This window comes from Actinosynnema mirum DSM 43827, from assembly GCF_000023245.1.
Classification (GTDB): domain Bacteria; phylum Actinomycetota; class Actinomycetes; order Mycobacteriales; family Pseudonocardiaceae; genus Actinosynnema; species Actinosynnema mirum.
Genome location: NC_013093.1, coordinates 1,227,698 through 1,253,752 on the forward strand (window position 1 = coordinate 1,227,698; position 26,055 = coordinate 1,253,752).

25 protein-coding genes and 1 tRNA gene are annotated in these 26,055 nt (G+C 72.1%); 18 read left to right on the plus strand and 8 right to left on the minus strand.

Annotation, left to right across the window (positions count from 1 at the left end; translation table 11 throughout):
- Positions 1-144 precede the first annotated feature (144 nt).
- From AMIR_RS36760 to AMIR_RS05540, 3 genes are read left to right on the plus strand one after another with little or no spacing between them, the layout of a single operon-like run.
- Positions 145-384 (plus strand): HC3 family zinc finger protein, encoded by a 240-nt coding sequence (locus AMIR_RS36760; protein ID WP_012783722.1) that lies wholly within the window; start codon positions 145-147, stop codon positions 382-384.
- 5 nt (positions 385-389) lie between these two features.
- Positions 390-713 (plus strand): hypothetical protein, encoded by a 324-nt coding sequence (locus AMIR_RS05535; RefSeq protein WP_012783723.1) that lies wholly within the window; start codon positions 390-392, stop codon positions 711-713.
- 22 nt (positions 714-735) lie between these two features.
- The gene (locus AMIR_RS05540; protein WP_143760645.1) at positions 736-1,656 is read left to right on the plus strand and encodes a phosphotransferase enzyme family protein; all 921 of its coding nucleotides are present in this window, start codon (positions 736-738) and stop codon (positions 1,654-1,656) included.
- Here AMIR_RS05540 and AMIR_RS05545 read toward each other — a convergent pair.
- Complete coding sequence (locus AMIR_RS05545) at positions 1,653-3,059, minus strand: NsdA family TPR-like regulatory protein (RefSeq protein WP_012783725.1); 1,407 nt, start codon at positions 3,057-3,059, stop codon at positions 1,653-1,655. The genes AMIR_RS05540 and AMIR_RS05545 overlap by 4 nt on opposite strands.
- A gap of 186 nt (positions 3,060-3,245) precedes the next feature.
- Positions 3,246-3,626, minus strand: coding sequence for a GntR family transcriptional regulator (locus AMIR_RS35325; RefSeq protein WP_012783726.1), 381 nt, complete (start codon positions 3,624-3,626; stop codon positions 3,246-3,248).
- Positions 3,627-3,760: 134 nt separating this feature from the next.
- On the opposite strand from AMIR_RS35325, the gene AMIR_RS05555 reads away from it, so the two are divergent.
- From AMIR_RS05555 to AMIR_RS05600, 10 genes are all read left to right on the plus strand, one after another.
- A complete protein-coding gene (locus AMIR_RS05555; protein WP_012783727.1) occupies positions 3,761-4,153 on the plus strand; it encodes a hypothetical protein in 393 nt (130 codons plus the stop codon).
- Positions 4,154-4,362: 209 nt separating this feature from the next.
- The gene (locus AMIR_RS05560) at positions 4,363-4,692 is read left to right on the plus strand and encodes a hypothetical protein (RefSeq protein WP_012783728.1); all 330 of its coding nucleotides are present in this window, start codon (positions 4,363-4,365) and stop codon (positions 4,690-4,692) included.
- Positions 4,689-4,937 carry a hypothetical protein gene (locus AMIR_RS05565; RefSeq protein WP_012783729.1) on the plus strand — a complete coding sequence of 83 codons (249 nt, stop codon included), beginning with the start codon at positions 4,689-4,691 and terminating at the stop codon, positions 4,935-4,937. The genes AMIR_RS05560 and AMIR_RS05565 overlap by 4 nt, the downstream gene beginning before the upstream one ends.
- A gap of 5 nt (positions 4,938-4,942) precedes the next feature.
- Positions 4,943-5,152 carry a hypothetical protein gene (locus AMIR_RS05570; protein WP_012783730.1) on the plus strand — a complete coding sequence of 70 codons (210 nt, stop codon included), beginning with the start codon at positions 4,943-4,945 and terminating at the stop codon, positions 5,150-5,152.
- 79 nt (positions 5,153-5,231) lie between these two features.
- Positions 5,232-6,614, plus strand: coding sequence for an FtsK/SpoIIIE domain-containing protein (locus AMIR_RS05575; RefSeq protein WP_012783731.1), 1,383 nt, complete (start codon positions 5,232-5,234; stop codon positions 6,612-6,614).
- 47 nt (positions 6,615-6,661) lie between these two features.
- A complete protein-coding gene (locus AMIR_RS05580) occupies positions 6,662-7,033 on the plus strand; it encodes a WhiB family transcriptional regulator (RefSeq protein WP_143760646.1) in 372 nt (123 codons plus the stop codon).
- Between the two features lie 120 nt (positions 7,034-7,153).
- Entirely contained in the window at positions 7,154-7,759 is a 606-nt protein-coding gene (locus AMIR_RS05585) for a hypothetical protein (RefSeq protein WP_245554588.1), read from the plus strand.
- Between the two features lie 8 nt (positions 7,760-7,767).
- A complete protein-coding gene (locus AMIR_RS05590; protein WP_012783734.1) occupies positions 7,768-9,078 on the plus strand; it encodes a replication initiator in 1,311 nt (436 codons plus the stop codon).
- Positions 9,075-9,254 (plus strand): helix-turn-helix transcriptional regulator, encoded by a 180-nt coding sequence (locus tag AMIR_RS05595; RefSeq protein ID WP_041836598.1) that lies wholly within the window; start codon positions 9,075-9,077, stop codon positions 9,252-9,254. Before AMIR_RS05590 ends, AMIR_RS05595 begins: the two co-directional genes overlap by 4 nt.
- The gene (locus tag AMIR_RS05600) at positions 9,254-10,408 is read left to right on the plus strand and encodes a site-specific integrase (protein WP_012783735.1); all 1,155 of its coding nucleotides are present in this window, start codon (positions 9,254-9,256) and stop codon (positions 10,406-10,408) included. The genes AMIR_RS05595 and AMIR_RS05600 overlap by 1 nt, the downstream gene beginning before the upstream one ends.
- Positions 10,409-10,476: 68 nt before the next feature.
- Here the strand turns inward: AMIR_RS05600 and AMIR_RS05605 are convergent.
- Positions 10,477-10,549, minus strand: a tRNA-Arg gene (locus AMIR_RS05605).
- Between the two features lie 116 nt (positions 10,550-10,665).
- Positions 10,666-11,718, minus strand: a complete 1,053-nt coding sequence (locus tag AMIR_RS05610; protein ID WP_012783736.1) for a LacI family DNA-binding transcriptional regulator — start codon at positions 11,716-11,718, stop codon at positions 10,666-10,668.
- A gap of 57 nt (positions 11,719-11,775) precedes the next feature.
- On the opposite strand from AMIR_RS05610, the gene AMIR_RS05615 reads away from it, so the two are divergent.
- Entirely contained in the window at positions 11,776-12,966 is a 1,191-nt protein-coding gene (locus tag AMIR_RS05615) for an MFS transporter (RefSeq protein WP_012783737.1), read from the plus strand.
- Here the strand turns inward: AMIR_RS05615 and AMIR_RS38795 are convergent.
- The gene (locus tag AMIR_RS38795) at positions 12,932-13,546 is read right to left on the minus strand and encodes a DUF3558 family protein (protein WP_187313487.1); all 615 of its coding nucleotides are present in this window, start codon (positions 13,544-13,546) and stop codon (positions 12,932-12,934) included. The two genes, AMIR_RS05615 and AMIR_RS38795, sit on opposite strands and share 35 nt — an antisense overlap.
- A gap of 68 nt (positions 13,547-13,614) precedes the next feature.
- Here AMIR_RS38795 and AMIR_RS05630 point away from each other — a divergent pair, with 68 nt between their 5' ends.
- Complete coding sequence (locus tag AMIR_RS05630) at positions 13,615-15,678, plus strand: bifunctional copper resistance protein CopD/cytochrome c oxidase assembly protein (protein WP_012783739.1); 2,064 nt, start codon at positions 13,615-13,617, stop codon at positions 15,676-15,678.
- 18 nt (positions 15,679-15,696) lie between these two features.
- Here the strand turns inward: AMIR_RS05630 and AMIR_RS05635 are convergent, their stop codons facing one another.
- The 3 genes from AMIR_RS05635 to AMIR_RS05645 are packed head-to-tail and all read right to left on the minus strand — an operon-like array spanning position 15,697 to position 18,106.
- Positions 15,697-16,524: an ABC transporter permease gene (locus tag AMIR_RS05635; protein ID WP_012783740.1), complete on the minus strand. Its 828-nt coding sequence runs from the start codon at positions 16,522-16,524 to the stop codon at positions 15,697-15,699.
- Positions 16,525-16,553: 29 nt separating this feature from the next.
- Positions 16,554-17,489 (minus strand): daunorubicin resistance protein DrrA family ABC transporter ATP-binding protein, encoded by a 936-nt coding sequence (locus AMIR_RS05640; RefSeq protein ID WP_012783741.1) that lies wholly within the window; start codon positions 17,487-17,489, stop codon positions 16,554-16,556.
- Positions 17,474-18,106 carry a TetR/AcrR family transcriptional regulator gene (locus tag AMIR_RS05645; protein ID WP_012783742.1) on the minus strand — a complete coding sequence of 211 codons (633 nt, stop codon included), beginning with the start codon at positions 18,104-18,106 and terminating at the stop codon, positions 17,474-17,476. The genes AMIR_RS05640 and AMIR_RS05645 overlap by 16 nt, the downstream gene beginning before the upstream one ends.
- A gap of 216 nt (positions 18,107-18,322) precedes the next feature.
- Between AMIR_RS05645 and AMIR_RS05650 the strand changes: the two genes are divergently transcribed.
- The 3 genes from AMIR_RS05650 to AMIR_RS35330 all read left to right on the plus strand — a co-directional run bounded on the left by AMIR_RS05650 (position 18,323) and on the right by AMIR_RS35330 (position 25,907).
- The gene (locus tag AMIR_RS05650) at positions 18,323-18,847 is read left to right on the plus strand and encodes a single-stranded DNA-binding protein (protein WP_012783743.1); all 525 of its coding nucleotides are present in this window, start codon (positions 18,323-18,325) and stop codon (positions 18,845-18,847) included.
- A 327-nt stretch (positions 18,848-19,174) separates the two neighbouring features.
- Positions 19,175-20,851 carry an energy-dependent translational throttle protein EttA gene (gene ettA / locus AMIR_RS05655; RefSeq protein ID WP_012783744.1) on the plus strand — a complete coding sequence of 559 codons (1,677 nt, stop codon included), beginning with the start codon at positions 19,175-19,177 and terminating at the stop codon, positions 20,849-20,851.
- 67 nt (positions 20,852-20,918) lie between these two features.
- Positions 20,919-25,907: a hypothetical protein gene (locus AMIR_RS35330; RefSeq protein ID WP_012783745.1), complete on the plus strand. Its 4,989-nt coding sequence runs from the start codon at positions 20,919-20,921 to the stop codon at positions 25,905-25,907.
- The last annotated feature ends 148 nt before the right edge of the window (positions 25,908-26,055 follow it).

The window sequence follows — 26,055 nt, forward strand, 5'->3', positions numbered from 1 at the left end:
TGCGGTGGAATACCGCTTTCAACGCTGTGTTCTAGCTCTCTTGCGCAACCGAAACTCATTACCTGCATCGGTTTCCACACAGGTGAGGTCATGAGGTGAACGCGCTCGTCCTACCGCCCTTCGCGGCCGACTCCGGGACCTGACATGGGCCACCGTCCGTTCAAGTGGATCCCGCACGACGGCGGCCGTCACGCCATACCGATCAACAGCAACCCCGGTGACGACACCCAAGCCCTCTGCGGGGTCGACGTCCCCAAGCCCACCGCACCGCTGCCCGTGCTCGCGCGCTGCTGGCCGACCTGCCAGAGCTGCGACACCGCCTGGCGTGAACACGAGGGCATCCCGGCCTATCCCCGATCTGAACTCAGTATCCGAAGGACGTGACCCGCATGATCGGACAGGGCGACTACCACCGCTGGCTCAAGCAGGAAGCACGTGAACAGGCCCCACGACTGTTCGCCATCGCCTACGAGATCGGCGACCGGGAAGACGGCGAGATCGCCGCCTACGGCCTGGCCTTTGACGACCACGCCGAGACCGTCGACGTCGACGACGGCCACCACACCCGTTCCGAGGACGCCGCGCACGCCTTGGCGCTGTACGAGCGCTTCGCCGCACCCGACAACCTCAAGGCGCACCTCCTCTGGCTCGACCAAGAGCGAACAGAGCTAGCCGTGAGAACCGGCCCGGCCCCGACGAACGGCGACCGATGACCACGCCCCCTAACCTGACCTGGTGGTGCCAGTGAACGACGCCCAGCACGAGAACCCGCCACTCACCCCCGAGTCCGCTGAAACCACGCTGCGCGCGGCGTGCGAGCTGGTTGAACTGGACAGCACCGACGCCGTGCCGCTGCGCCTCGGTGAGAACGCCCTCTTCCACCTCCCCAGCAGCGGGGCGGTGGTGCGCATCGCGCGCAGCATGGCTCGGTGGGCGGACACCGTCAAGGAAGTCACCGTCTCGTGCTGGCTTGCGAACAGCGGCATCCCCGTCGCGCACCTGTTCCCCGGCTTCTGCCAACCGGTTGTCGCCGCTGGTCGGCCGGTGTCCTTCTGGGCCTACCTGGACGGTCGCAACGGTGGAAGGACCGACGTCGCGGCACTGGGGCGGCTGCTGCGCCGGGTGCACTCCCTGAACACGCCCCGAGACTTCTCCCTGCCCGTTCAGCAGCCGATGGCCTGGGTGCTTGAGCGAGTCGAGTCGGCACCGATCCCGGACGAAGACAAGCGGTTCCTCCAGGACCGGTTTACCGAGCTGACCCAGGAGGTCCAAGGGCTCACCTACCCCTTGGCGACCACCCCGGTTCATGGGGACGCCCACGTGCAGAACCTCATGATCGTGGACGACAACCCGGTGTTGATCGACTTCGAGCGGTTCGCCTGGGGACAGCCCGAGTGGGATCTGGCGCTGACCGCCACCGAGCACCTGACCGCCGGGTGGTGGACGCCGCAGGAGTACGACGCCTTCGCCGACGCCTACGGGTACGACGTCACCGACTGGGGCGGCTTCCCGGTGCTCCAAGCCGCGCACGAGATCAAGATGACCACCTGGATCATGCAGAACGCCCAGCACAACCCGGAGATCGCCAGGGAGTACGAGATCAGGATGGGCACCCTGCGAGACCGGGCGAACCTCGGTGGCTGGCGGCCGTTCTAGGCCACCCGCGAGAGCACCACGGCGGAGCCGAGGGGCAGCGTCGGGTACTGCTTGACGATCTCCTCGGCGAACCGCAGCACCAGCGGGTGACGTGGGCACACTGCGGTCAGACGCTCGTGGAAGTCGGTCAGGTAGCGCACGTACCTGCTGGATTGCAGCGGTCCGGCCAGGTCCACGGCGTCCAGGGCCAGCGTCACGGCCTCGTCCAGGTCGCCGTTGGTGAGGGCGCCCGCCGCCGTGACCATGCCGATGAACGCGCGCGTCCTCGGCGGGGTCGCCTCGGGAGCGATCGCCCTGGCCGCGTACAGGCGGGTCTCCTCGGCCCTGCCGAGGTCGCGGAAGCAGTGGGCGGCTTCCCCGGCCAGCTCCTCGGCGTTGAAGTACCGCGCCCACTCCGGCTCGTCCTCCGGCCTGTGCTGCCCGAAGGACCGTTCCGCCTCAGCCAGCACGCGGGCGAACTCCTTGGCGTCGCCGCTGCCCGCGAGGCCCCTGGCCTCCATCGCCAGGAACATCGAGTTCACGGCGGGCGTGGCAACGCCTCGGGTCGCGGTCTGGGCGGCTCGTGCGAGCTGGATGGCGTCGTTGAACTTGCCCAGGTAGTTCGCCTGGTGGCTGAGGTTGGACAGCAGCCGCCCGCCCACCACCGCGTCACCGGCCTCGCGCGCCAGGCGCAAGCCCTGCGTGAAGTACCGCTGGGCCGCCGCCTGCCGCCCGGCGTCGTAGGCGCTCCAGCCCAACAGTTGCGCTACCTCGGCGGCCGCGCTGAACAGCTCGCGCCTTACCGGCACCGGGTGGTCCGCGCGCAGGAGTGGGGCGATCTCGGACTTGAAGTAGAACAGCAGCATCTTGCGCACGTGACCGCCGCCGAACCGGAAGTCCAGGTCCATGAGGTGCGCTGCGGTCGTCCGGATCGCCGCCGCTGCCGGGGCTCCGGTACGGATCTCTTCGTCGGCTTGGAGGGCGTCGCCGAACAGGTAGCCGGTGATCACCTTGGGGGTGACCGCAGGAGTCCACCCTTGCGTTGTCAGCCCTGGCTGGTCTTCGAGGTCGGCTGCGGTGAGCTGGCCCAACAGGTCCACGGCGGCTGAGGAGTCGGCGGGGTACTCCGCGGCCGTGGCCGTCGTGTCCGGGCCCACCGCTTCCAGCCCAGCGCTGAACCCGATCTCCTCCGGCGTGACCTCCCGCCCGAGCTTCCCGCCCAGGGCCAGGGCTATGTACTGCTGCGTCGCGGGCTTGGGGTTGGTGCCGTCCAGCCAGCGCTTCACCGACACGTGGTCGGCGGCGACCGTCTCACCGTCGCGCGCGGCCAGCTCGCGGACCCGTGCCGCCAGTCCCTTGTTGCTGACGCCCGCGTCGCGCATGACCGCTTCAAGCAGGCGGTTGCGTTCCTTGATTACCGCCATCGGGGCACCGCTCCGGTGCCGGTGTGCACCCCTCCACGCACCCCGTGCACCCCCTCCGCGCTCGCGTGCACCCCGCTGAGCACACTGTCAAACACCCTCTGAGCTGGCGTTTGCTGTTTTCCATGACGAACAGTTCACCTGACTTGGAAAACATCCTGGCGGTACTTGGGCAGATGCGCGCGGAGATCAACCGGATCGGTGAGCGGGTTGACCGGTTGGAACGTCGGCGACCTCCTCGAGACGGGCGACCCGCTGACCCAGGTCGGCCAGAGCCTCCTGAACCTCGGTCAGGGCGCGCATGACGTCCTCCACCGTGGCGGTCCGGGCCGTTGGTGACTGCGGGTCCCGCACGAAGAGGCCGACGTTGGGGACGCGGTCCACCAAGCCCTGCTCGGCCAGCAGGGCAAGCGTCCGCTGGATCGTCGCGTTGGTGGTGCCGTACTCCTCGGCCAGGGCGCGCACGCTGGGCAACCGTTCTCCCGGTGCCAGGGCGCCGCCGGTGATCTTGGCGGCCAAGTCCCCCGCCACCTGCTGGTACGGGTGCGCGTTGGGCGTTGCCTGATCCATGCGGAACAGCCTTTCAGCGGTGATGTTCCGGAACCTCCGGTCGGAGACCAGTACAACACGAACGAGGGAACACTGTACTAGTACGTTCGGAGATGTGATGTACTAGTACGTATCAACCAAGTGAAAGGTTCGACATGGCGCTTCAGGACTTGCCGGTGGTGCTCGGCGGCTACCGGTTGATGATCACGGAGGCTCCCGCCGTGAAGGTGCGGGAGTTGGAGGACGGCTCGGTGGTGCCCGTGTTGGACCGGGTCACGCAGCAGGAGCAGTTCGTGGTGACGCTGTTCGCCAAGCCGCTCCCGGTGGCGGGCAAGAAGGCTGGCAAGGGGGAGGAGATCCGTGTGAACCTGCCCGGCGACCCCGGCGAGGGGTTCGAGGAGGGCATGTACGTGGAGCTGGTCGGGGCGGTGGTCAACACCTACGAGATCCCGGACCGGATGGACCCTCGCAAGATCGCCTCGGCCGGGCTGTGGTTCAAGGCCGCCGGGCTCAAGCCCGTCGCGCGCGCCGTCCGGCCCGCCGCCTGAACCACTGAAGTACTGAGTCGCTGACCTACTGAAGTACTGACTTTTTCAAGCCGTTCTTCTGAGCTGCTCGTTCCTTGTCAATTCCACAGTGGGTAGAGCCATGCCTGAAACCGGCGCATCCGAGCGGTGCGCCGGGGATTTCGGTGGCCCCAGAACCGTGTTCCGTGTTCTGGGGTCGCCGTGGTCCTCGTCAACGGAAAGGGCTGATCATGTCGGAATCCAAGGAAAAGATCCGGAACACCATGACGACGCTCAACAACGCCTCCTCGGAGCACGGGTACGTGATCACGTGCGACTCGCAGGCGGTGTTCCGGCAGATAGACGCCCGCCTGATGTGCCCGGTCACGGTCTGGGAGCGGGAAGCGGTGTGGGAGCTGCTCAAGCAGGAGTGGGCCGTGATCCACCCGCACTCGCAGGTCATGAGCTACGGGACGCTGCGCACACAGGTGCAGTTGATGCTGCCCACCGAGGAAGGGCTTGAGGCCCTGGCCTGGTGGCTCATGGTCACCAAGACCGACCGGGTCGGCGGTGAGGGGTGAACCGGGCGGAGCAGCGGTACGCGAACCTCGTCGGCGCAATCGACTTCGTCACCGAACAACTCCCGCCGCTGGACAAGCTCATCGCGCGAATGCGGGACAACCTCGCCCCGGCCGGTTCCTGGCAGATCGCCTCGCCCGATGAACTCAAGAAAATGCTCAACCGTGCCCGGAAGGAGTTGACCGCGTTGAAGGAACTCGCGGCCAGGTACGAGATCGAGTTGAAAACCCGCGAGTGGAAGGCGTGACGGGCATGTCACAGCAATTGACCACCGCGCTGGAGGGCCTGGACAAGGCCATGACGCAACTGCGGCAGGCGGTGCGGGAGGTCCCGTACCGGCGGGAGGGCTTCTGGGCCGGGCACACCGCGTTCGTGCGCGCCGTGGCGGTGCTGCGCACCTCCCTGTCCCACTCCCGCTCCCAGCTCGATCCTTCCCCGCTGCGGGGGCGTCGCCGCAGGTAGCAGCACCACATACGAAACACGGCAACGGCCGGTCACCGTATCTGGTGGTCGGCCGTTGCCCTTCCCCCTAGGAGGGGCCATGTCTGAACAACTGCCGTCCCGACGCGGTGTCGGGTGGGAGTGGCGGGCGGTGCGCTGGCTGGTCCGCCACCCCGGCGCGCTCGCCACCCCCGGTGGTCTGGCCGCGTTGCTGCTGGAGTTGGGTCCCCAGGTCACCGGGGGAGTGCTCGGCGGGCTCACCGCCGGGGCGTTGGGTTGGTACCGGGGGCACCCGGACAGCTTCGACACGTGGGCGGCCCCGGTCGGGCGGGCTTGGCGGCGCAGGTGGGCCGGTGCCTACCTCGGCCCCCGCTGGGCCCGGCTGATGGGCTCGTGCGGGTTGACCAAGGTCCACCACCGCACCGGGGAGGTCCTGGTGCCGCGCGTGCTGCGGGTGCGCTCCTGGTCGCCCTCGATCGACACCGTCCGGGTCCGCCTGGCACCCGGTCAGGCGCTGCGGGCGTTCGCGGCGGTCCTGCCGGAGCTGGCGGCCACGCTCAAGGCCGACCGCGTCGCCGTCGAACAGGGACGGCCCGGTGAGGTCGTGTTGATCGTGCAGCGCGGCGAGCCGTTCACCCACGTCATCCCCGCCCCGGCCATGCCGGAGACGTGTGAGGCGGTGCACCTCAAGGCGCTGTGCCTGGGGGAGACCGAGCTGGGCGGGCTGTGGCGGGAGCCGCTGTTGGGCACCCACCACATCACCGCCGGTGCCACAGGGTCGGGCAAGAACTCGGTGGTCATGGCCAAGATGCGCGCCGTCGCTCCACTGTTCCGGGACGGGCTCGTCAGGCCGTGGGTGTGCGACCCGAAACGGTTCGAGTTCGTCGCCCTCAAGCCGATCCTGGACAACCGCTACGCGGACAACCCGGACGACTGCGCCGAGCTGATCACCCGGTTCGTGGAGAACATGGAACGCAAGCAGAAACGCTTGCAGCGCAACAGGAAGCGCGGCGTCCCGGTGTCACGGGAACACCCGCTGGACTGGCTGATCGTGGACGAAGTCGGGTTCCTGATGGCCTACAGCTCCGAGCGCACGCACGAGATCGTCAACGCCTGCGCGGTGATCTCCAGCATGGGCCGCGCCACCAACGACGTGCTCGACGTCTACGTGCAGGAACCGTCCAAGGACGTCGTCCCGATCCGGGACCTGCTCCCGCACCGCCTGTGCCTGCGCGTGACCTCCGAGCGGCACCCGGACATGGTCCTCGGGGACGGCGCTCGTGCCCGTGGGGCGATCGCGGACGAGATCGCCGAGGACGCCTCCACCGCCGGGATCGGCTACCGGGTCGACCCGCGCTCGCGCACCCCGCGCCGGGTCCGCGCTGCCTACACCACCGATGCCGACGTCGCCGAGCTGGTGGCCTTCGTCAAGGCCGGTCCTTCCGGTGCGGTGGGTGGCTCGGCGTTGCGTACCGCCGCTTGAGCCTGACCAGGCACTTCCGCTTGTCCGTCACCACCGGGAGGTTCCCCGTGTCCGAGTACACCATGCACTTCAGCGCCGAACGGGTCGCCGGGGCGCTCACCACGCCCCCGCCCGGCTACTACGCCCACCGCGTCCTGATGACCCTGCTGTTCGGGCCCACCGGGCAACCGCCCGCTTGGCGGCAACAGGCCGCCTGCGCAGGCCAGGACACCGAAGCCTTCTTCGCCATATCCCCCACAAAGGAGGCGCGGGAGCTGTGCGCGAACTGCCCCGTCGCCGAGACGTGCCGGGAAGACCAGATGAACTGGGAGGAACCCGTGAGGCTGCGTCGCCTGCACGCGGGAGGGATGTACGGCGGCCTGACCAACAGCGACCGCCGCGCCCTACGGGCCAAGCGCCGACGCGGTGAAGTCGCATGACCGGGGTAGAAACCGTTGTCCGGTAAAGAGACACGGGCCGTTCGCAGGCTCCGTGCCCGTCTCGATGAAGCCCGTCAACTGCACGGCCTGACCGATGACCCACTGCTGCGGGCGGTCCGGATGGAACGCTTCCGGGTCTCGGTCACCCGCTCCCTGTGGTTCTTCCTCGCACTCGGCCTGGGGTTCACCACCACCGGTGTGCACGAGTTCCTGGCCGGACAGCTCGACCCGGCCCACCCGATGTGGTGGGGCGCATGGCTGGTGGAACCCGGCCTGGCCGGAATCCTGATCACCCTGCTGCGCTGGGAAGCCGAAATGCTCGCGCGCGGCCTGGACGCCGACGCCCGCCCCGTGCACTGGCTCAAGCGCCTCCTGCTGGGCGCGACCCTGATCACCAACGTGTGGGCCTCCCTGCGCCCCGCGACCGGCGGGATCAACGCCGGGATGGTGTTCCTGCACCTGGTGATCCCGCTCGTGGTGTTCCTGATCGCCGAGGTCATGCCGGTCATCCAGCACCGCTGCGCCACCGCCCGGCCCGAACCGGCCCCCACCGTCCCGGCCCCGCGCCCCGCCCTCAAGCTGCCCGCCCACCTCCAGAACGCGCTGAGCAGCAAAGCGGCCCAAGTCCGCAGTGAGGGCCGTCCCGTCACCCCGGCCGACGTGCAGGCCGCGGTGAACGTCCCCGACGCCTACGCGGCCCGGCTCGCCGCCCAACTCAACCAGTGAGGTCCCGCATGGTCCTGACCTTGCACGACCGCATCACCGACCGCGTCCAACGCCCCGACTACCAGCACTGGCGCTCCCAGGTCACCGCCACGCGCGGCTGCGCCGCCCCGATCCGCCTGTCCGGGGCCTGGCAGCTGCACGACCGCCACACCAACACCGTCCTGGCCCACCTGGGAGGGGAGGTGATGGTGCCCTGCGGCAACCGCCGCGCCTCGGTCTGCCAAGCCTGCTCCGACCGCTACGCCGCCGACGCCTTCCACCTCCTGCGCGCCGGACTCGCAGGCGGCACCAAGGACGTCCCCACCAGCGTCGCGGACAAGCCCCGCGTGTTCGCCACCCTGACCGCACCGTCCTTCGGCGCGGTCCACAACCGCCCCACCACCCGCTCCGGCAAGGCCCGCCCGTGCACCGGCTGCGGCCAGTTCCACCACCCCGACGATCCGCGCATCGGCGGCCCGGTCGGCGAGTACGACTACGTCGGCGCGGTGCTGTGGCAGGCCCACGCCGGGACCCTGTGGCACCGCTTCACCATCGCCCTGCGCCGCCACCTCGCCCACGCGGTCGGCCTGACCGCGCGCGAGTTCGGCGACCACGCCCGCCTCTCCTACGCCAAGGTCGCCGAGTACCAGCGACGCGGCCTGGTCCACTTCCACGCCGTCATCCGCCTCGACGGCCCCGAAGGCGCCACCGACCCCGCACCCCCGTGGGCCACCACGGACCTCCTGGACGAGGCGATCCGGGGCGCGACCCGCGCGGTCACCATCACCACCTGCCACCCCGACGGCCTCGTCCTCGAACTCCAGTGGGGCCGTCAGGTCGACGTCCGAGCCATCCGCAGCGACCAGGCCGACTCGGCCGCGCTGGCCGGCTACGTGGCCAAGTACGCCACCAAGGGCACCGGCGCCCGCGACACCCCTGACCGGCCCATCCGCTCGCAACTGGACATCGACCACCTCCCGGTCTCCGCGCACCACCGGCGGATGGTGCAGACCGCCTGGGACCTGGGCGACCTCGACCACTACGCCGATCTCAACCTGCGCAAGTGGGCCCACATGCTCGGCTTCCGAGGCCACTTCCTGACCAAGTCCCAGCACTACTCCACCACCTTCAAGCGCATCCGCGACGACCGCCGCGCCTACCGCGCCACCGAAGCCCTCACCTGCCTCGACCTCACCGCCGCCGACGTCGTGGTGGTCAACCACTGGACCTACACCGGCTCCGGCCACGCCAACGACGCCGAACGCGAACTGGCCGCAGCCATCGCCGAACGACTCCGCGCCCAACGCAAGCGCGAACACACCGAGGAGGAGCCAGCATGAACGAGCTGTGGGACATCGAGCAGGTCGCCGCGTACCTCCGTGTACCGGTGAACACGATCTACCAGTGGCGCACCCGCAACTACGGTCCGCCCGGCAAGCGCATCGTAAAGCACGTTCGGTTCGACCCGGACCAGGTCCGCGCCTGGTTCGACTCGCTCCCCAGCGGGGCTGCCTGATGGCGCGCCCTCGGCTGCCGGTGGGCACTCACGGCGAGATCAGGTGCTACCGCCTGCCCAACGGCAGGTACCGGGCCATCACGAACTACCGCGACTACGACGGGGTGTTGCGCCCGGTGGAGCGGGTGGGAGGCACGGAGACGAACGCCAAGAACAACCTCCGAGCCGCCCTCCGGGACCGGGCCCGCGCCGTGGTGGGGGAGGAGGTCACCGACCGGGCCAAGGTGGCTGCGGTCGCGGACATGTGGCTGCGGGAGCTGGACGAGTCCGGGAAGGCGACGCGGACCAAGCGCACCTACCGGGAGTCCTGGACGCGGGACCTGGCCGAACCGGTCGGGGAGCTGACCGTCCGAGAGTTCACCGTGGCCACCGCAGAGCGAATTCTCAGGGCCGTGCGGGACGGAGCGGGGTTGGGCAGTGCCAAGCACGCCAAGGTGGTCCTGACCGGGGTCTTGGGGCTCGCGGTGCGTTACGACGCGATCGAGTCCAACCCGCTGCGCGAAGTGGGGGAGCTGGGCAAGAGCAAGAAGGCCAAGCCCGTCGCCAAGAGGCTCACCGAGATCACCTGGGCCCAGTACGTGAGCCTGCGGGCGGTGCTGGTGGCGGCCGACGCGGGGGAGCGGGCCGACCTCGTGGACCTGGTCGACGTCCTCGCGGCGACCGGTGCCCGGATCGGCGAGCTGCTGGCCCTGGGCTGGGCGCGGGTGGACACCGGCGCGGGGACCTTCAAGCTGGAAGGCGCCGTGATCCGGGAGAAGGGGATTGGCCTGCTGGTCCAGCCGCACACCAAGTCGGCGGCGGGCATGAGGACGATCGAGGTGCCCTCGTGGGCGGTTGAGATCGTGGCCAAGCGGCAGGCTGAGGCGGACAGCGAGTGGGTGTTCCCCACCGCCCTGGGTGGACTTCGGGACCCGGACAACACCCGCAAGAGCCTGCGGCGGGTACTGGCGGGCACCGAGTGGGAAGGGCTGCACCCGCACGCCTTCAGGCACCTGGTCGCGACCCGGTTGGATGAGGCGGGGCTGACGGCCCGGCAGATCGCCGACTACCTCGGGCACGCGCAGGTCAGCATGACCCAGGACGTGCACATGAACCGCAAGGTGGTCGGCGGGGCGGCTGCCGCAGCCCTGGAAGGTCTGGACCCCACGAAGTGAATCATGTGGGTTTTGTGTGGGCCGATCGGCCTAGCGACCGGCCCACACCGCGCTCACCAGCGCCGAAGCGCCCCCGGCAGGATTCGAACCTGCGACCTCGGGATTAGAAGTCCCTCGCTCTCTCCACTGAGCTACGGAGGCTCGGGGTCGGCACCGCAGCAGTGCGGTCGGCCCCACCGGACACATCGTCCCGGAGGCGCTCACCGTTTCCGTCCGCGGGGGAGAAGAGTGATCAAATTGCCCAGAAGTGGCGCAAATCACGTTAGACGGGCGGTGGAAGCGCGTTCGATCAGTGAAACGGGGAGTCTCAGCGGTCTGCCCGGTCTCTCTCCGTCCAGCAGTCCCAGCGCCAGTTCACCCGCTCGGCGGCCCTTCTCCGTCAAGGGCTGACGCACCGTGGTGAGCGGGGGCTCTGCTTGCTCCGCCGCCGGGATGTCGTCGAAGCCCACGACCGACACGTCCTCCGGCACGCGCAGGCCCAGGTCTCGGGCCGCCGCCAGGGCGCCGAACGCCAGCTCGTCCGACGCGCACAGGATCGCGGTCGGGCGGCCGGGCAGGCGGAGCAGCTCTCGGGCGCCCGCCCTGCCCAGGGCTCGGTCGCTCACCTCGCACTCCCACACCGGCGCCTCGCCCAGCACCTCCAGGTAGCCGCGCGCCCTCCGCCCGGCCACGCCGGGCGCCGCCGAGCGCAGCCTCGCCCGATCGGCAAGACCTGTCACCCCATCGGGGTGCAGCGCGAACGTCAGCACCGCCACCCGCTCGTGCCCCAGCGCGCGCACGTGCTCCGCCGCCAACCGCGCCCCGCCCTCGTCGTCCACGCCGACCCACGCGACCCCCGGCGCCTCCGGCTGGTCCACGACCACCAGCGGCAGGCCGCGTGCCCGCGCCGCCGCCAAACCCGGCGCGTCCTCCGGCAGCGAGTACGCCACCACGACGTCCGCCTGCGCCCGCGCCACGGTCTCCGCGCGCGGCCCCGCGCTGCCCGCCATCAGCACCAGCGAGTGGTCGTGGCCGTCGACCGTCGTGGCCAGGCCGTCCAGCACGATCGACAGCGCCGGGTCCGAGAACGCGGCCGTCAGGCGCTGGCCGAGCAGGAACCCGACCGCCGCGCTGTGCCTGGTCGCCAGACTCCTGGCCACCGGGTCCGGCCCCGCGTACCCCAGGCGCGCCGCCTCCACGAGGATCCGCTCGCGCAGCGCCGCCGACAGCTGGTCCGGCCGGTTGTAGGCGTTCGACACCGTCGCGCGCGACACGCCCACCGCACCGGCGACGGTGTCGAGGGTGGGCCTGCGGGGGCGTGCGGTGTCCACGCGCCCAAGACTAGCCGGCCCTTGCCCTTCTGAAGCGCTTCAGTCACCCTGGACCCCGTGCCGACCCAGCGCTTCGCGGTGTTCGCCGCCTTCGCCCTCAACGGGATCGTCTTCGGCTCGTGGGCCGCCAGGGTCCCCGCGCTCGCCGACCGCATCGGCGCCACCGAGGGCTCCCTCGGCCTGGCGCTGCTCGGCGGGAGCATCGGGCTCGCCGCCACCGCCCCGCTCGCCGCCCGCCTGTGCGTCGCCGTCGGCGCGCGCGCCGTCCTGCTCGCCAGCGCCCTGCTCGGCGCACTGGTCCTGCCCGCGATCGGCCTGGTCGGCTCACCGCTCCAGCTCGGCGCGGTCCTGCTCGTCGTCGGCGCCCTCAACGCCGCGCTGGACGTGTCCATGAACCTGTCCGCCGTCACGGTCATCCGCGCGACCGGCCGCGCCCTCATGCCCCGGTTCCACGCGGGCTTCAGCGTCGGCGGCCTGATCGGCTCCCTCGGCGCCGCGGCGGCGGCCTCCGCGGACTGGACCCCGCTGCGGCACTTCCTCGTCGCCACCGCCGCGTGCCTGCTCCTGCTGGCCTGGATCGCCCGCGCGGTCCCCGGCGCCGCGCCCGACCGCGGCGCCCGTCACGACGACAGCGGCGGCTCACCGCTGCGCCGCCCCGTGCTGTGGCTGCTCGCGGCCGTCGCGCTCTGCTCGGCCATCGCCGAGGGCGCCTCCGCCGACTGGTCCGCCCTGTTCCTGGTCACCGAGCGCGGCGTCGGGGACGGCGCCGCCGCGATCGCCTACGCCGCGTTCTCCACCGCGATGGCCGCCGCCCGCCTGCTCGGCGAACCCGTCCAGCGCCGCCTCGGCCCGCACCGGCTGCTCCAGCTCGGCGCGCTGGTCGCCGCGTCCGGGCTCGCGCTGGCCGTGCTCGTCCCGCTGCCCGCCGCGGGCTTCGGCGGGTTCGCGCTCGCGGGCCTGGGCCTGGCGTTCGCGTTCCCGGTGGTCATGGACCTGGCGGGCGAGGCGGGCCGTCGCGCGGACGGCGGTGGCGGCGAGCGCGAGATCGGCCTGGTGACGACGATCGCCTACACCGGGTTCCTGGCCGGTCCGCCGCTGGTCGGCGGGATCGCCCAGGCCTCGTCGCTGACCACCTCGCTGGGGCTGGTCGCCGTCGTGGTCGCGCTCACCGCGCCGCTGGCCCTGCTGGCCCGCCGCGCCCGCGACCGCGAGGTCACGCGGGGGGAAGCTTCCCCAACCCGGTCTTGAGCAGCACCAGCATCGTCGCGGTCATCTCCTCGGCGTTCCCGGCGCTCTTGGTGTACCCGAGCAGCAGGCTCTTGTCGCTGCTCACCGCGAGCGTCGCGGTGCACACCATCACCCGGTCGTCCATCTCGCACGACACCCAGGCGGAGTTGCCCTCCACGACCTCCTCGTGGCCGCCGGGCTGCTTGGTCCGCGAGTCCGAGTACGGCCGGTACGGCGCGACCACGACGCTGGAGCGGGTCGCCGAGCCGTCGTCGAACATGAACTGGCAGGAGCCTGCGAGGTCGCTGTCCCTCGGGGTGGGTTCGCCGTCGATCGTGCCGACCACCTTCAGGTCCTTCGCGGAGAGCAGCTCGCACGAGTCGAGGTCCGCCAGCGAGCAGGTGTGGGCGATCTTGGCCGCCGCCTTCGACGACGAGGACGATGGCCTGGTCGGCGGGGCCGACGGGGACGGCGCTCCCGACAAGCACGTGGCGGCCGGGGCGTCGGGCGCGGCGACCGGGGCGCCGTTGACGGAGTAGCTGCACCCCGTGACGGACAGCACGACCGCCACGAGCGCGAGCCACGATCGGGAGCGTCTCACCCGGCCCAAGGTAGTCGAAGCCGTCCGGCGGTTGCCGGTGCCTTCACCGGTCCGCCTACGCTCGGTGCGTGTCCCCCACCGAGGTCCGCTCCAGCGCCCGCCCCGCCCGCACCGGGCTGATCCCCCTGCTGGCCGTCGGCGTCGCGGTCGCGGCGCTGCTGGCCGCCGGGCTCGTGGGCGGTCCGGCCGCCGGGCTCGTGGTGGTCAGGGTGGTCACCGAGAGCGCGGCGGTGCTGACGATCGGCTCGCTGCTGCTCGCGGCGTTCCTGGTGCCGCCGCAGGAGTCCGGCACGCTCGCCGCCGACGGTTACGCCGCGTTGCGGACCGCCGCGTGGGCCTCACTCGTGTGGACGGCGGGCGCGGTGCTGTCGGTGCCCTACACGGTGGCGGACGCGCTCGGGCAACCGCTGTCCGCGCTGCTCGACCTCTCGGTGCTGTTCGAGGTCGTGGACGTGGTGGAGCAGAGCCGGGCGTGGATGGTGACCGCCGTCATCGTCGTGCTGCTCGCCCTCGGCTGCCGCCTGGTGCTGTCCTGGGGCTGGACCACCGTGCTGTTCTTCGTGTCGGTGTTCGCGCTGGTCCCCGTCGCGGTGACCGGGCACTCCTCGGGCGGCGGCTCGCACGACGTCGCCACCAACAGCCTGCTGTACCACCTGGTCGCCGCCGCGCTGTGGGTCGGCGGGCTGATCGCGCTGCTCGCGCACGGCCGCAGGCGCGGGGCGCACCTGGGCCTTGCCGCGTCCCGGTTCTCCTCGATCGCGCTGGTCTGCTGGATCGTCATGGCGGTCTCCGGCGTGGTCAACGCGTACGTGCGGCTGCCGCTGGACCAGCTCCTCACCTCCGAGTACGGCCTGCTCGTGCTGGGCAAGACCGCCGCGCTGCTCGCGCTGGGCGTGTTCGGCTACCTCCAGCGCGCCAAGGGCGTCAAGCAGGTCGTGGCCACCGGCTCCGGTCGCGCGCTGGTGCGGCTGGCGGGCGTCGAGGTGCTGCTGATGCTCGCCACGATCGGCCTCGCCGCCGCGCTCAGCCGCACGCCCCCGCCCACCGAGGGGCGCACCCTGCCGAGCCCGGTGGAGCTGCGCATCGGCTACGACCTGGCGGGCGAGCCGACGCTCTACCGCATCCTGTTCGACTGGCGCTTCGACCTCGTCTACGGCACCACGTTCCTCGCCGCCGCCGTCGTCTACCTGCTGGGCGTGCGCCGGTTGCGCAAGCGCGGCGACGCCTGGCCGGTGGGCCGCACGATCGCGTGGGTGCTGGGCTGCCTGACCGTGGTGTTCGCGACCTCGTCGGGCCTCGGCCGCTACTCGCCCGCGATGTTCAGCGTCCACATGCAGGCGCACATGCTGCTGGCCATGCTCGCGCCGATCCTGCTGGTGCTGGGCGCCCCGGTGACGATGGCGCTGCGCGCCCTGCCGGTCGCGGGCCGGGGCAACCCGCCGGGGCCGCGCGAGTGGGTGCTGGCGCTGGTGCACTCGCCGGTGGCGAAGGTGCTGACCAACCCGTTCGTGGCACTGGCGTTCTTCGTCGGGTCGTTCTACGGGCTGTACTTCTCCGGGCTGTACGACGTGGCGCTGGACCACCACTGGGCGCACCTGGCGATGAACGCGCACTTCCTGATGGCCGGGTACGTCTTCTACTGGCCGGTGATCGGGGTCGACCCCGCGCCGAACAAGCTGCCGCCGCTGGGGAAGCTGGGGCTGCTGTTCGCCTCGCTCCCGTTCCACGCGTTCTTCGGCGTGGTGCTGATGAGCGCGCAGTACGTGATCGGCAGCGACTTCTACCGCAAGCTCTCGCTGCCGTGGGTGCCGTCGCTGCTGGAGGACCAGCGGCTCGGCGGCGGCATCGCGTGGGCGGCGGGGGAGCTCCCGCTGCTGGTGGTGATGGTCGCGCTGCTCGCGCAGTGGGCCCGCTCCGACAGCCGGGACGCCAAGCGCGCGGACCGGAAGGCGGACGCGGACGGCGGCGCGGACCTCGCGGCGTACAACGAGATGCTGCGCAGGATGGCGGGGAAGGGCGGGTCGGTGGCCGTGGCCGAGCCGAAGGCCGATACCGAGACCGGGAACGCCGGACCCGGCGCCGCGAAGCCGAAGCCGGGCACCGGGGGAGCGGGCGGACCTGGCGAGGGCTGACCCCCGCCCGGCCTGGGCTCAGCCCGCCATCGGCCGCTTGAACCCGCGCTCCGCCGCCCACCACCCGGCGGCGGCCAGCACGGCGGTCGCCACCAGCGCCGACAGCACGCCCTCGGCGGGCTGGGCCAGCGACAGCGACCGGGCCGCGTCCACCGCGTGGGTGAGCGGGTTGAGCGAGGCCACCGCCTGCAACCAGCCGGGCAGGTTGCCCACCGGCACGTACGCGCTGGACGCGAACATCAGCGGGAACATCGCCAGGAAGCCCACGGTCTGCATCAGCTCGGTGTTGCGCAGCCAGGCGCCCACGGCCAGGAACACCCAGCCCAGGCCCCACCCGACGGCCAGCGCCAGCAGCAGCGCGGCGCCGACGCCCACGACCCCGCCGGACGGGGAGAAGCCGAACAGCACCGCCGCGAACAGCACCATCAGCAGCAGCTGCCCGGTGGTGCGCACCAGGTCGGACAGGCTGCGCGCGACCAGCACCGACCCCGGCCGGATCGGCAGCGACCGGAACCGCGCCAGCACGCCGTTCTTCATGTCCGACACCAGCCCCACCCCGGCCTGGAGCGCGGACTGCATCGCGGTGTTGACCAGGATCGCGGGCAGCAGGTAGTCGATGTAGTCCACCCCGGCCGGGAAGCCGGGGGTCTGGGCGATGCTGCTGAAGATCTGGCTGAACAGCGCCAGCATCACCAGGGGTTGCAGGACGCTGAAGAGGATCATTCTGGGGTCGCTGACCAGGGCGCGCAGCGAGCGCTGGGTCAGCACGAGCACCTGGGTGCCGAAGCCGGTGCCGCGCCAGCGGCTGCGGGCGGTGGCGGTGGGGGGCGCGGCGAGGGTCGTCATGGCGGGCTCCTTGCGGGGTGGGGACGGGCTCAGGCCGCGTGCCGGGACAGGGTGAGGTAGACGTCGTCGAGGGTCGGCTCGCCCAGCGCCAGCTCGTCGGCCTCCAGGCCGACCTCGTCCAGCGCGCGGACCACGACCGCCAGCTCGCGCGAGGAGCCCACCGGCGAGGTGAGCGCGTGCTTGGCCGGGTCGGGCACCGGCTGCAGGCCCGCCCGCTCCAGCGCGACGCGCGCCCGCGCCGCCTCGTCCGCGCTGCCCAGGGTGACCGTGACGCTGCGCTGGCCGACCTGCGCCTTCAGCTCGGCGCTGGTGCCGGAGGCCACGACCCGGCCCGAGGCCAGCACGGTGATCGAGTCGGCCAGCCGGTCGGCCTCGTCGAGGTACTGGGTGGTCAGCAGCACCGAGGTGCCGTCGGTGACCAGGTTCTCCACGATGCCCCACAGGTCGAGCCTGCTGGCCGGGTCGAGTCCGGTGGTCGGCTCGTCCAGGAAGATCACGTCGGGGTGGCCGACGAGGCTGGCGGCCAGGTCGAGCCGCCTGCGCATCCCGCCCGAGTAGGTGCGGGCGGCCCGCTTGGCGGCGTCGGTCAGCCCGAACAGCTCCAGCAGCTCGCCCGCGCGGGCCTTGGCCTCGCGGGGGCTCGCGCCGAGCAGCCGGGCGATGAGGACGAGGTTGTCGGTGCCGGAGAGCTGCTCGTCCACGGCGGCGAACTGGCCGGTCAGGCCGATCAGGCCGCGCACCCGGTGCGCGTCGGAGACCACGTCGAGCCCGGCGACCCTGGCGGTGCCCGAGTCCGGGGGCAGCAGGGTGGTCAGGACGTTGACCAGGGTGGTCTTGCCCGCGCCGTTGTGGCCCAGCAGGCCGAGGACGCTGCCCCTCGGCACGGCGACGCTCACCCCGTCCAGGGCCTTCTGGTCGCCGAACGCCTTGACGACGTCCACCGCTTCGATCATGAGGTCGTGCATCGGGTCCCCCTCAGCGCACCGTGCAGGAAGAGATCGACGAGCTGCTCCGGTGAGGCGTCCGCCCCGGTGGTGGGCGCGCCGGGGCGGGCCCGGTTGGCCATGACCAGGCCGAGCAGGAGCTTCGCGGCGAGCGCGGGCTCGACGGCGAGGCGGTCGGCGTCCGGCTCGAACACGGCGGCGGCCCTGCTGTGCAGCCGCTCGAAGTGCTCGCCGGGGTTCTTGTGCTTGCCGCCGCTCTTGTCGTGCGGGTCGAACCCGCTCTCGCGCAGGACCCCGGCCAGCGACCACATCCGCTCCAGGTAGCTGGAGAGGGCGTTGATCGTCCAGATCGCGCGGTCCCGGAGGTCCGGGAGGCTCGCGGTCCGGTCGAGCAGGTCGATCACCGGTTCGGGGGACAGCGCCTCGTGGACGCAGGCGTGGATCAGCTCCTGCTTGTCCTTGAACGCCCGGAAGACCGTGCCCTCGGCGATGCCTGCCGCCTGGGCGATCTGGCTGGTGGTGACGTTGGCGCCGTGCAGTTCGAGCAGGGGGAGCGTCGCCTGGACGATCGCGTCCCTGCGCTCCTCCTGGCTCATCGCCGGTGCTCGTCTGCGCTTGGGCGTGGTCTCCTCGGGCATGGGGCCAATGTATGAGTGAGCGCTCACTCAAGTCAAGGAGTGAGTGCTCACTCATGTGTGGCGCATAGCACGGGACGGGTGCGGAACCGGTCGGCTCCCACCTCGTTGTCCACAGGCGGAGCGGTTGTCCACAGATCGCCTCCGGCCGCTTCCGGCGCAGCTCGGCGGGGGTGAAGCTGGACGGGACGAGGTGTCCGGACGGCGTGGAGGTGCGGGGTGGCGGTCAACGAGACGAGGGTGACCCTGGTGGGCACGGTGGCCAGCGAGGTGGCGCTGAGCACGGTCGGCACGGGGTTCAGCCGGGCGGTGTTCCGGATGGTCAGCGTGGAGCGGCGGTTCGACCGGGACCTGGGGCGGTTCGTGGACGGTGACCGGTTGTTCGTGTCGGTGACCTGCTGGCGGGGGCTCGCGGAGAACGTGCGGGCGAGCCTGGGGCGGGGCGACCCGGTGGTGGTGACGGGCAAGCTGCGGCTGCACGAGCTGCGCACCGAGGACGTGCGGCGCACCCACCTGTCGGTGGAGGCGTCGGCGGTGGGGCCGAACCTGCTGTGGTGCACGGCCGAGCCCCGGCGGGGCGGTGATCCCGGTCCCGATCCCGGTTCCGAACCGGTTTCCGGCGTGGCCGGGCGCGGTATTTCAGAGTCGGCGGGTGCAGCGCCTACGCTGCCCGACGTGCTCGCGCCGCGCACCGAGGAGCAGTCGGTCTCCGTCGCGGAGGAGGCCCTCCCGGTGCCCTTCTGAGCCGAACAGCCCAACCGCCGGGATATCGCGCCCCACCGGGCGTCCGAGCGGCGGACAATGTGAAGAAGTTTCCGCAGACGAGCAGCACTGAGGAGGGAGGTCGTGGACGGCGCCGGGTGATGCCCACGTCCAGGTGACAGTCCTTGACATTCCGGTAGAACTGCGCAGTTCACGGCGTTCGCAGGTCACGGCTTCGGGTCCACAGGACCTCGGTGCCCGGTGCCCCCGTACGGGTGACAGCTGTGCTTCGTCGCTCCGGAAGATCAGGTTGCGCGTTGCCGACGACCGAGGTTCTTGCCCGAACGGCTCCGCTCTACGATCGCGGCTATGGCCGAGTTCATCTACACCATGAAGAAGGTGCGCAAAGCGCACGGGGACAAGGTCATCCTCGATGACGTCACCATCATGTTCTACCCCGGTGCGAAGATCGGCCTGGTCGGCCCCAACGGCGCGGGCAAGTCGAGCGTGCTGAAGATCATGGCCGGTCTCGACAAGCCCGGCAACGGCGAGGCCTACCTGTCGCCCGGCTACACCGTCGGCATCCTCCAGCAGGAGCCGCCGCTCAACGAGGAGAAGACCGTCCTGGGCAACGTCCAGGAGGGCCTCGGCGAGATCAAGGTGAAGCTCGACCGCTTCAACGAGATCGCCGAGAAGATGGCCGTCGACTACTCCGACGAGCTGATGGAGGAGATGGGGCAGCTCCAGGAGGAGCTGGACCACGCCAACGCGTGGGACCTCGACTCCCAGCTGGAGCAGGCGATGGACGCCCTGCGCTGCCCGCCGCCGGACGCCGACGTCACGCTGCTCTCCGGTGGTGAGCGCCGCCGCGTCGCGCTGTGCAAGCTCCTGCTGAGCAAGCCCGACCTGCTGCTGCTCGACGAGCCCACCAACCACCTGGACGCCGAGAGCGTGCTGTGGCTGGAGCAGCACCTCGCGCAGTACGCGGGCGCCGTCCTGGCGGTCACCCACGACCGGTACTTCCTGGACAACCTCTCGCAGTGGATCCTGGAGTTGGAGCGCGGCCGGGCCCACGTGTACGAGGGCAACTACTCCACGTACCTGGAGAAGAAGGCCGAGCGCCTGGCGGTCCAGGGCAAGAAGGACCAGAAGCTCCAGAAGCGCCTCAAGGACGAGCTGGACTGGGTGCGTTCCGGCGCGAAGGCCCGCCAGGCCAAGTCCAAGGCCCGACTGGACCGGTACGAGGAGATGGCGGTCGAGGCGGAGAAGACCCGCAAGCTCGACTTCGAGGAGATCCAGATCCCGCCGGGCCCGCGCCTGGGCAGCATCGTCGTCGAGACCGACAAGCTCAAGAAGGGCTTCGGCGAGCGGGTCCTGATCGACAACCTGTCGTTCACCCTGCCCCGCAACGGCATCGTCGGCGTCATCGGCCCGAACGGCGTCGGCAAGTCGACCCTGTTCAAGACCATCGTCGGCCTGGAGCAGCCCGACGCGGGCAAGGTCAAGGTCGGCGAGACGGTCAAGCTGTCCTACGTCGACCAGAACCGCTCGGGCCTCGACCCGAAGAAGACGGTCTGGGAGTCGGTGTCGGGCGGCCTGGACTACATCCACGTCGGCAACGTCGAGATGCCCTCGCGCGCGTACGTCAGCGCGTTCGGCTTCAAGGGGCCGGACCAGCAGAAGCCCACGGGCGTGCTGTCCGGCGGTGAGCGCAACCGGCTCAACCTGGCGCTGACCCTCAAGCTCGGCGGCAACCTGATCCTGCTCGACGAGCCGACGAACGACCTGGACGTCGAGACCCTGGGCTCGCTGGAGAACGCGCTGGAGCAGTTCCCCGGTTGCGCCGTGGTCATCTCGCACGACCGGTGGTTCCTTGACCGCGTCGCCACGCACATCCTCGCGTGGGAGGGCACCGACGAGAACCCCTCGCAGTGGTACTGGTTCGAGGGCAACTTCGAGGGCTACGAGAAGCACAAGGTCGAGCGCCTCGGGGCCGAGGCGGCGAGGCCGCACCGCGTCACCTACCGCAAGCTCACGCGGGACTGATCGACGACGGAGCACGCTGGTCCGGTCGGCGCAAGCTCGTGCGGGACTGATCGCTGGTAGGGGAGACGTGGCGGCAAGGGGCGAGGCGGCGAAGGTCGACGTCGAGGTGAGCACCCTCGTGGTGCCCGCCTGGAGGTTGCGCCTGCGCGCGCCGGAGTTGGCGCTGGTGCTGGGTGAGCGCGCGGTCGCTCTCGCCACCGCACGCCGCGACGAGGTCGACCGGTTGCGCGCGGAGGCCATCGTGGTCTTCGCGGGCAACCGGATGGACCGCCAGGTCCGGGTGGCCGACCGGGCCATGGACGCCCTGTCGGCGGCCGAGGCCGTCCAGGACCTGGAGACGGCGTGGCGGCTGCGCGTCGAGCTGGCGGGCGGCGCCCGCTCGGTCGGCGCGCCGCTGACCGGGTTCGCGGCGGTCCGGCCGGTGCTGGAGGCGGCGGGCGTCCCGGACGGCCTGCGCGCCTCGGCGCTGGTGCAGGCCACCGAGTGCCTGGTCTCCGTGGGGCGCGGTCCCGCGCTGGCCAAGGCCCTGGAGGACGCCGACCGGCTCTACCTGTCCGACGAGTCGCTCGACCACGACGTCACGCTGCTCATGCGGGGCCTGCTGCGGGTCGCCGCGGCGGGCCAGCAGCGCCGCTGGGGCGACCTGGCGGCGGCGACCGCGTCCGCGCGGGAGGGGCTCGGCCTGCTCGACGGGCTGTCCGACCCCACCGCCGACAGCGGCCAGGTCCGGGCGGCGCTGGCGCTGGAGCTGGTGTGCGCGCTCATGGACGCCGGCGAGGCCGGTGAGGCGTCCGAGGTGGGGTCGCCGCTGCTGGAGCAGCCGGTGCGGGCGCCGTCGGCGTCCGCGCTCGGCTGGTTGCGGGTGGCGCTGGCGACCAGGCTGCACCTGCCCGCCGGGCGGGTCGACCAGGCGCGGGAGCTGCTGCGCGACGCCGCCGACAGCGCGCAGCGGCACCAGCTGGACACCCTCCTCGCGGAGAGCACGCTGGCGCTGGCCCACGTGCACGAGGTGTCCGGCGACCTGTCCGAGGCGCTCACCGACCTGCGCGCCGCCCACGCGGCGGAGCGCAGGCGGGCCCGCGCCGTGTACGCGGTGCGGGCGAGGCTGGCGGCCGAGTTCTCCGGCGTGCACCGCCAGCCGTCCGGCCTGCACGACCAGCTGGCCGCCCTGCTCACCGAGGACGGCCGCGCGCCCGCGCAGCAGGCGGACAGCCAGCTCACCCCGGAGGCCAAGCAGCAGCTCCGCCAGTGGCGCCCCGGCCAGCCGGGTCGCCCCGAGGCGGTCAAGGGCAAGCGGGCGGGCGCGAGGCGCGCCGCCGAGGACATGACGGTGGACGGCCTGTCGGCGGCACGGGCCCACGCGGCCGACCGCTGGCGCCTGGTCTCCCCGTTCGGTGACACGGCGAAGCCCGAGTCGGAGACCGGTTTCGCGGCTGCGGCTGCCGCCCTGGCAGGCGGACGCAGGCGCGCGCCCGACCCCGCGGACCCGGAGGGTGCCGGCGGCGCTGGTGGCACTCGTGGCGCAGAGGGCATCGGCGGCGCGAGGGGCGCAGGCGGTGCTGGAGGCGCGGCGGGCGCGGGCAGGGGCCCCTCGGAGCCGAAGTCGGTGGCGGACATCATCAGCCACCTCCCCTTCCTCAACCGCGCCCGGCGCCCCGAAGGCGCGGGAAGCACGCCCCCACCCGGAGCGGCGACCGGGACCGGAGCGGGTGCGAGTGATGTGACCGCGCCTGGAGCGGGTGCGGGTGGTGCGACCGCGCCTGGAACGGGTGCGGGTGGTGCGACCGCGCCTGGAACGGGTGCGGGTGGTGCGACCGGGGCCGGTGGTGGGCATTCCGCTCAGCACTCGGCCGAGCACTACGTGACCCCGGTGCACGGGTCCGGGCAGTCGACGCCGGGGTACCACCCGGCTCAGCAGGGCGCGTCCCGGCACAGCGCGCCGGAGAGCGGGTCGGGGCGGTCGCAGGTCGAGTCGGCCGGTGGTCTTGAGCCGCAGGCTGCTCCCGCGTCGCACCAGGCCGCAAAGGCTGATTCGGCAGCAGCGCCGTACCCGGCAGCAGCGCCGAACTCGGCTGCCGGAGCCGGGCAGGGTGAGGGTGCTCGGGCCGGGCGGTCCCGGCACGGGCAGGGCGAGGTCGAGGAGTCGACCGCCGCCCAGGTCGCCGCGCTCAAGGCCATGATGGCCCAGGCCGCCGCGACCAGGGACGGGACGGGCGACTCGGCTTCCGCGCACGCCGCCGCTCAGGCCGCGATCGCGGCTCGGATCGCCGCGCACTTCGCCGGTGAGGAGAACGACGAGGCGTGGCGGGGGCCGGTTGAGCCTGCCGTGAGCGAGCCGGTTTCCGCCGGTGATCCGGCTGCCGGTGGTTGGTCGTCCGGGGGCGAGCAGGCTGCGGGCGGGCGGTCGTCGGAGGGTGAGCCGGGCGTCGGTGGGCAGTCGTCCGGGGTCGAGCAGTTCGCGGACTCCTGGCGGTCCGCCGTGCAGGCCGGGTGGCCCAAGGCCGCTCCCGACGAGCAGGGCGGTCTTGAGGACGAGGCGGGCGGGATCGAGGACGTCGACGACGACCTCGGGCTCCCCGACATCAGCCACCTCCCCGCGCCGATGCTGAACCTGCCGTTCAGCTCGTCCGTGCCTGGGGCCGCGCCTGGGTCCGCGTTCGGCGGGGTCGCGGGGCGGGCTCGGGAGTCGCAGGGTGAGGTGGTGCCCGCTGCCGAGCAGACGGTGTTGATCCCCCCGATCCGGATCGAGCCCGACTCCCCGGAGGAGCGACCCGCTGCCTCCGCGGGCACGTCCGCAGCCGACCCGGCGGACACCGCTTCCGGGAGCACCGGCCCCACGCGCCGGGCCTCCCGCGCCGACTCCGCGCAGTCCGGTCCCGCCGCGGGTGAAGGGGACTCCGCCGGGGAGCGGTCCGTGTCGGCGGCCGGGTTGATCGCCGCTTCCGGGGCCGTGCGCAGCGGGCGGCGCAGGGCCGCTCGGGAGGCGTCCGAGGACGGCGGGGACGGTGTGGCGCCCGAGGGTTCCGGGGTGCTGGAGAACTTGAAGGCCGCCGGGCTGCTCGGCGGGCGTCGGCGGGCCGGTGGGCGGAGGCGGGCCGCGGCTGACGACGGTGGTGACGACGGCGGTGACGACGGTCGAGCGCGAGCTGGGACGGAGGCTTCGGTGCCCCCTGCTGACGAGGTTCCCTGGCGGGTCGAGGTGCCCGCGCGCTTCCGCGAGGAAGCGGCGGAGCAGGGCGCTGAACGATCCGCTGACAAGCACGACCGGACCGTGGACATGTTCGACTCGCCGACCATGGTCCAGCCCGTCCTGGGCGTGGACGGGCTGCCGGTGGACGAACCGTCCGGGCTCGGTGTCGCGTTCGCCAAAGGACCGCTGATCCCGACGGCCCGCGTCCCCGAGGGGTACGGGCACGACCCCAAGCGGGACGAGTTCCCCGGCGACCCGCGACCCAGGTCCGCCGCCGACCCCAGGAAGCCGCTCGGCGCACCCGACCCCTTCCCCGTCAGCCGCACCACGGGGGAAGACCGGGGCGCGACCCCGGCTGATCAGGGCTCGGGCGACCCGGCGACCGGTGGACGTGGCGCGGACGGCTTCAGCGCGCACGGTTCGGCCGGTGGGCACGGCGCGGACGGCTCCAGCGCGCACGGTTCGGCTGCGGGTGGCTCCGCCACGGGCGGGTTCGGCGCGGACGGCTTCAGCTTGGCCGAGTGGGCGCTCGGCGGGGCCGGTTCCGGCAGCGGTGGCTCGGGTGACAGAGGGGCGGACAGCCGCGCCTCGGTCGACTGGGGCGCCTCGGACCGGGGTGCTTCTGACCGGGGTGCTTCTGACTGGGGCGCCTCGGACCGGGGTGCCTCTGACTGGGGCGCGGCCGGTCAGAGCTGGCGGGCCGCCGGTTCGTCCGCTGAGCGCGGGGCCGGGAGCGACTACCTCGACGGGGTGGACGCGGGCGCCTCGGGTGGGGCCGCCGCGTTCTTCGGTGGGACGCACGCCGCCGCGAGCGAGGGGAGCGCCGCCCCTGGGAGCGCTGGCCCTGGGAGCACCGCCCCTAGGAGCACGGGCAGCGCCTTCCGCGAGGAGGAGCGGTCGGGCAGGCACGGTGGTGGGGAGCGGGGCGGCGCCGGTGACGGTGGGCTGCACAACCCCGGTGACACCAGCGGTGGGCTGCCGTTGCAGGGGCGGGGTGGGCCTGAGGTCGAGCGGGATGGCTCCGGGGCCGCCGGTGGCTCCCACGGGCTCGGGGACTACTCGCTGAGCAGCGACTACGGTCTCGGGGACGAGAGCTGGTCGCGGCGGTGGGCCGAGGCGGGTGGGACGGTGCCGCCGGTTCCCACGCCCGACCCGATCCCGCCCGTTCCGACGCCTGCGCCGTCCCCCACGCCCGAGCCGAGCCGCGAGCCGATCCCGACGCCGGTTCCCGAGCCCGAGCCGCCGCTGGGCGCGAACTCGGACAGCTCCGGGTGGTCCGGCGGCGGGTACGCCGAGCTCGACGACTGGCGTGCGCGCTTCGCCGCCGAGAACGGCGACGAGGTCTTCGGCGCCGGCACCGGCAGCTTTGGCGACAGCGCCACCAGCGGCGCGGACTTCGGTGGCAGCGCCGGCGTGAGCACCGGTTTCGGTGAACCCGCCGGCAGCGGCCTCGGTGACAGCGGGGATGACGTCGTCGGCGCCGGTGACAGCACCGGCGTCAGCGCGGACACCGGCGCCGGTGCCGGTGCCGGCGCCGACAACGGCAGCTCCACCACCGGCACCGGTGCCGAGGGCGAGAAGAACCCCTTCGTCACCTCCGTCGTCGTCGGTGGGCGGACGATCGACCTGCCCGTCGTCGCCGAGCCCGGTCCCGAGCCCGAGCCCGCCCCCGGTTCGCCCAGCGCCAACCGGGCCTCCCGCAGGCCCAAGAGCGACCTCAGCCTCGCCGAGCTGCTCGCCGAGGCGCTCGTCGCCTACGAGGCCGGGCGGCGGGAGGACGAGGAGGAGCAGCGGGCCAGGGCCGAGGGCAACGAGAGCACCGGGATCATCACGCGGCTGGACGACCGGGGGTCGTCCGAAAGGTGAGACGAATTCTTTGAGGTTTTAATAAGGTTCCAGGTTTCCTGCCGGTGACCAGTGCGAGTCCGGTAAATGACTTCGCTGGTCCCGGTTTTCCGTGCTTTGCCCAGGGAACCCCGTGCTCTTGGCCCGGAAGCGGCTGATCGATCAGGTG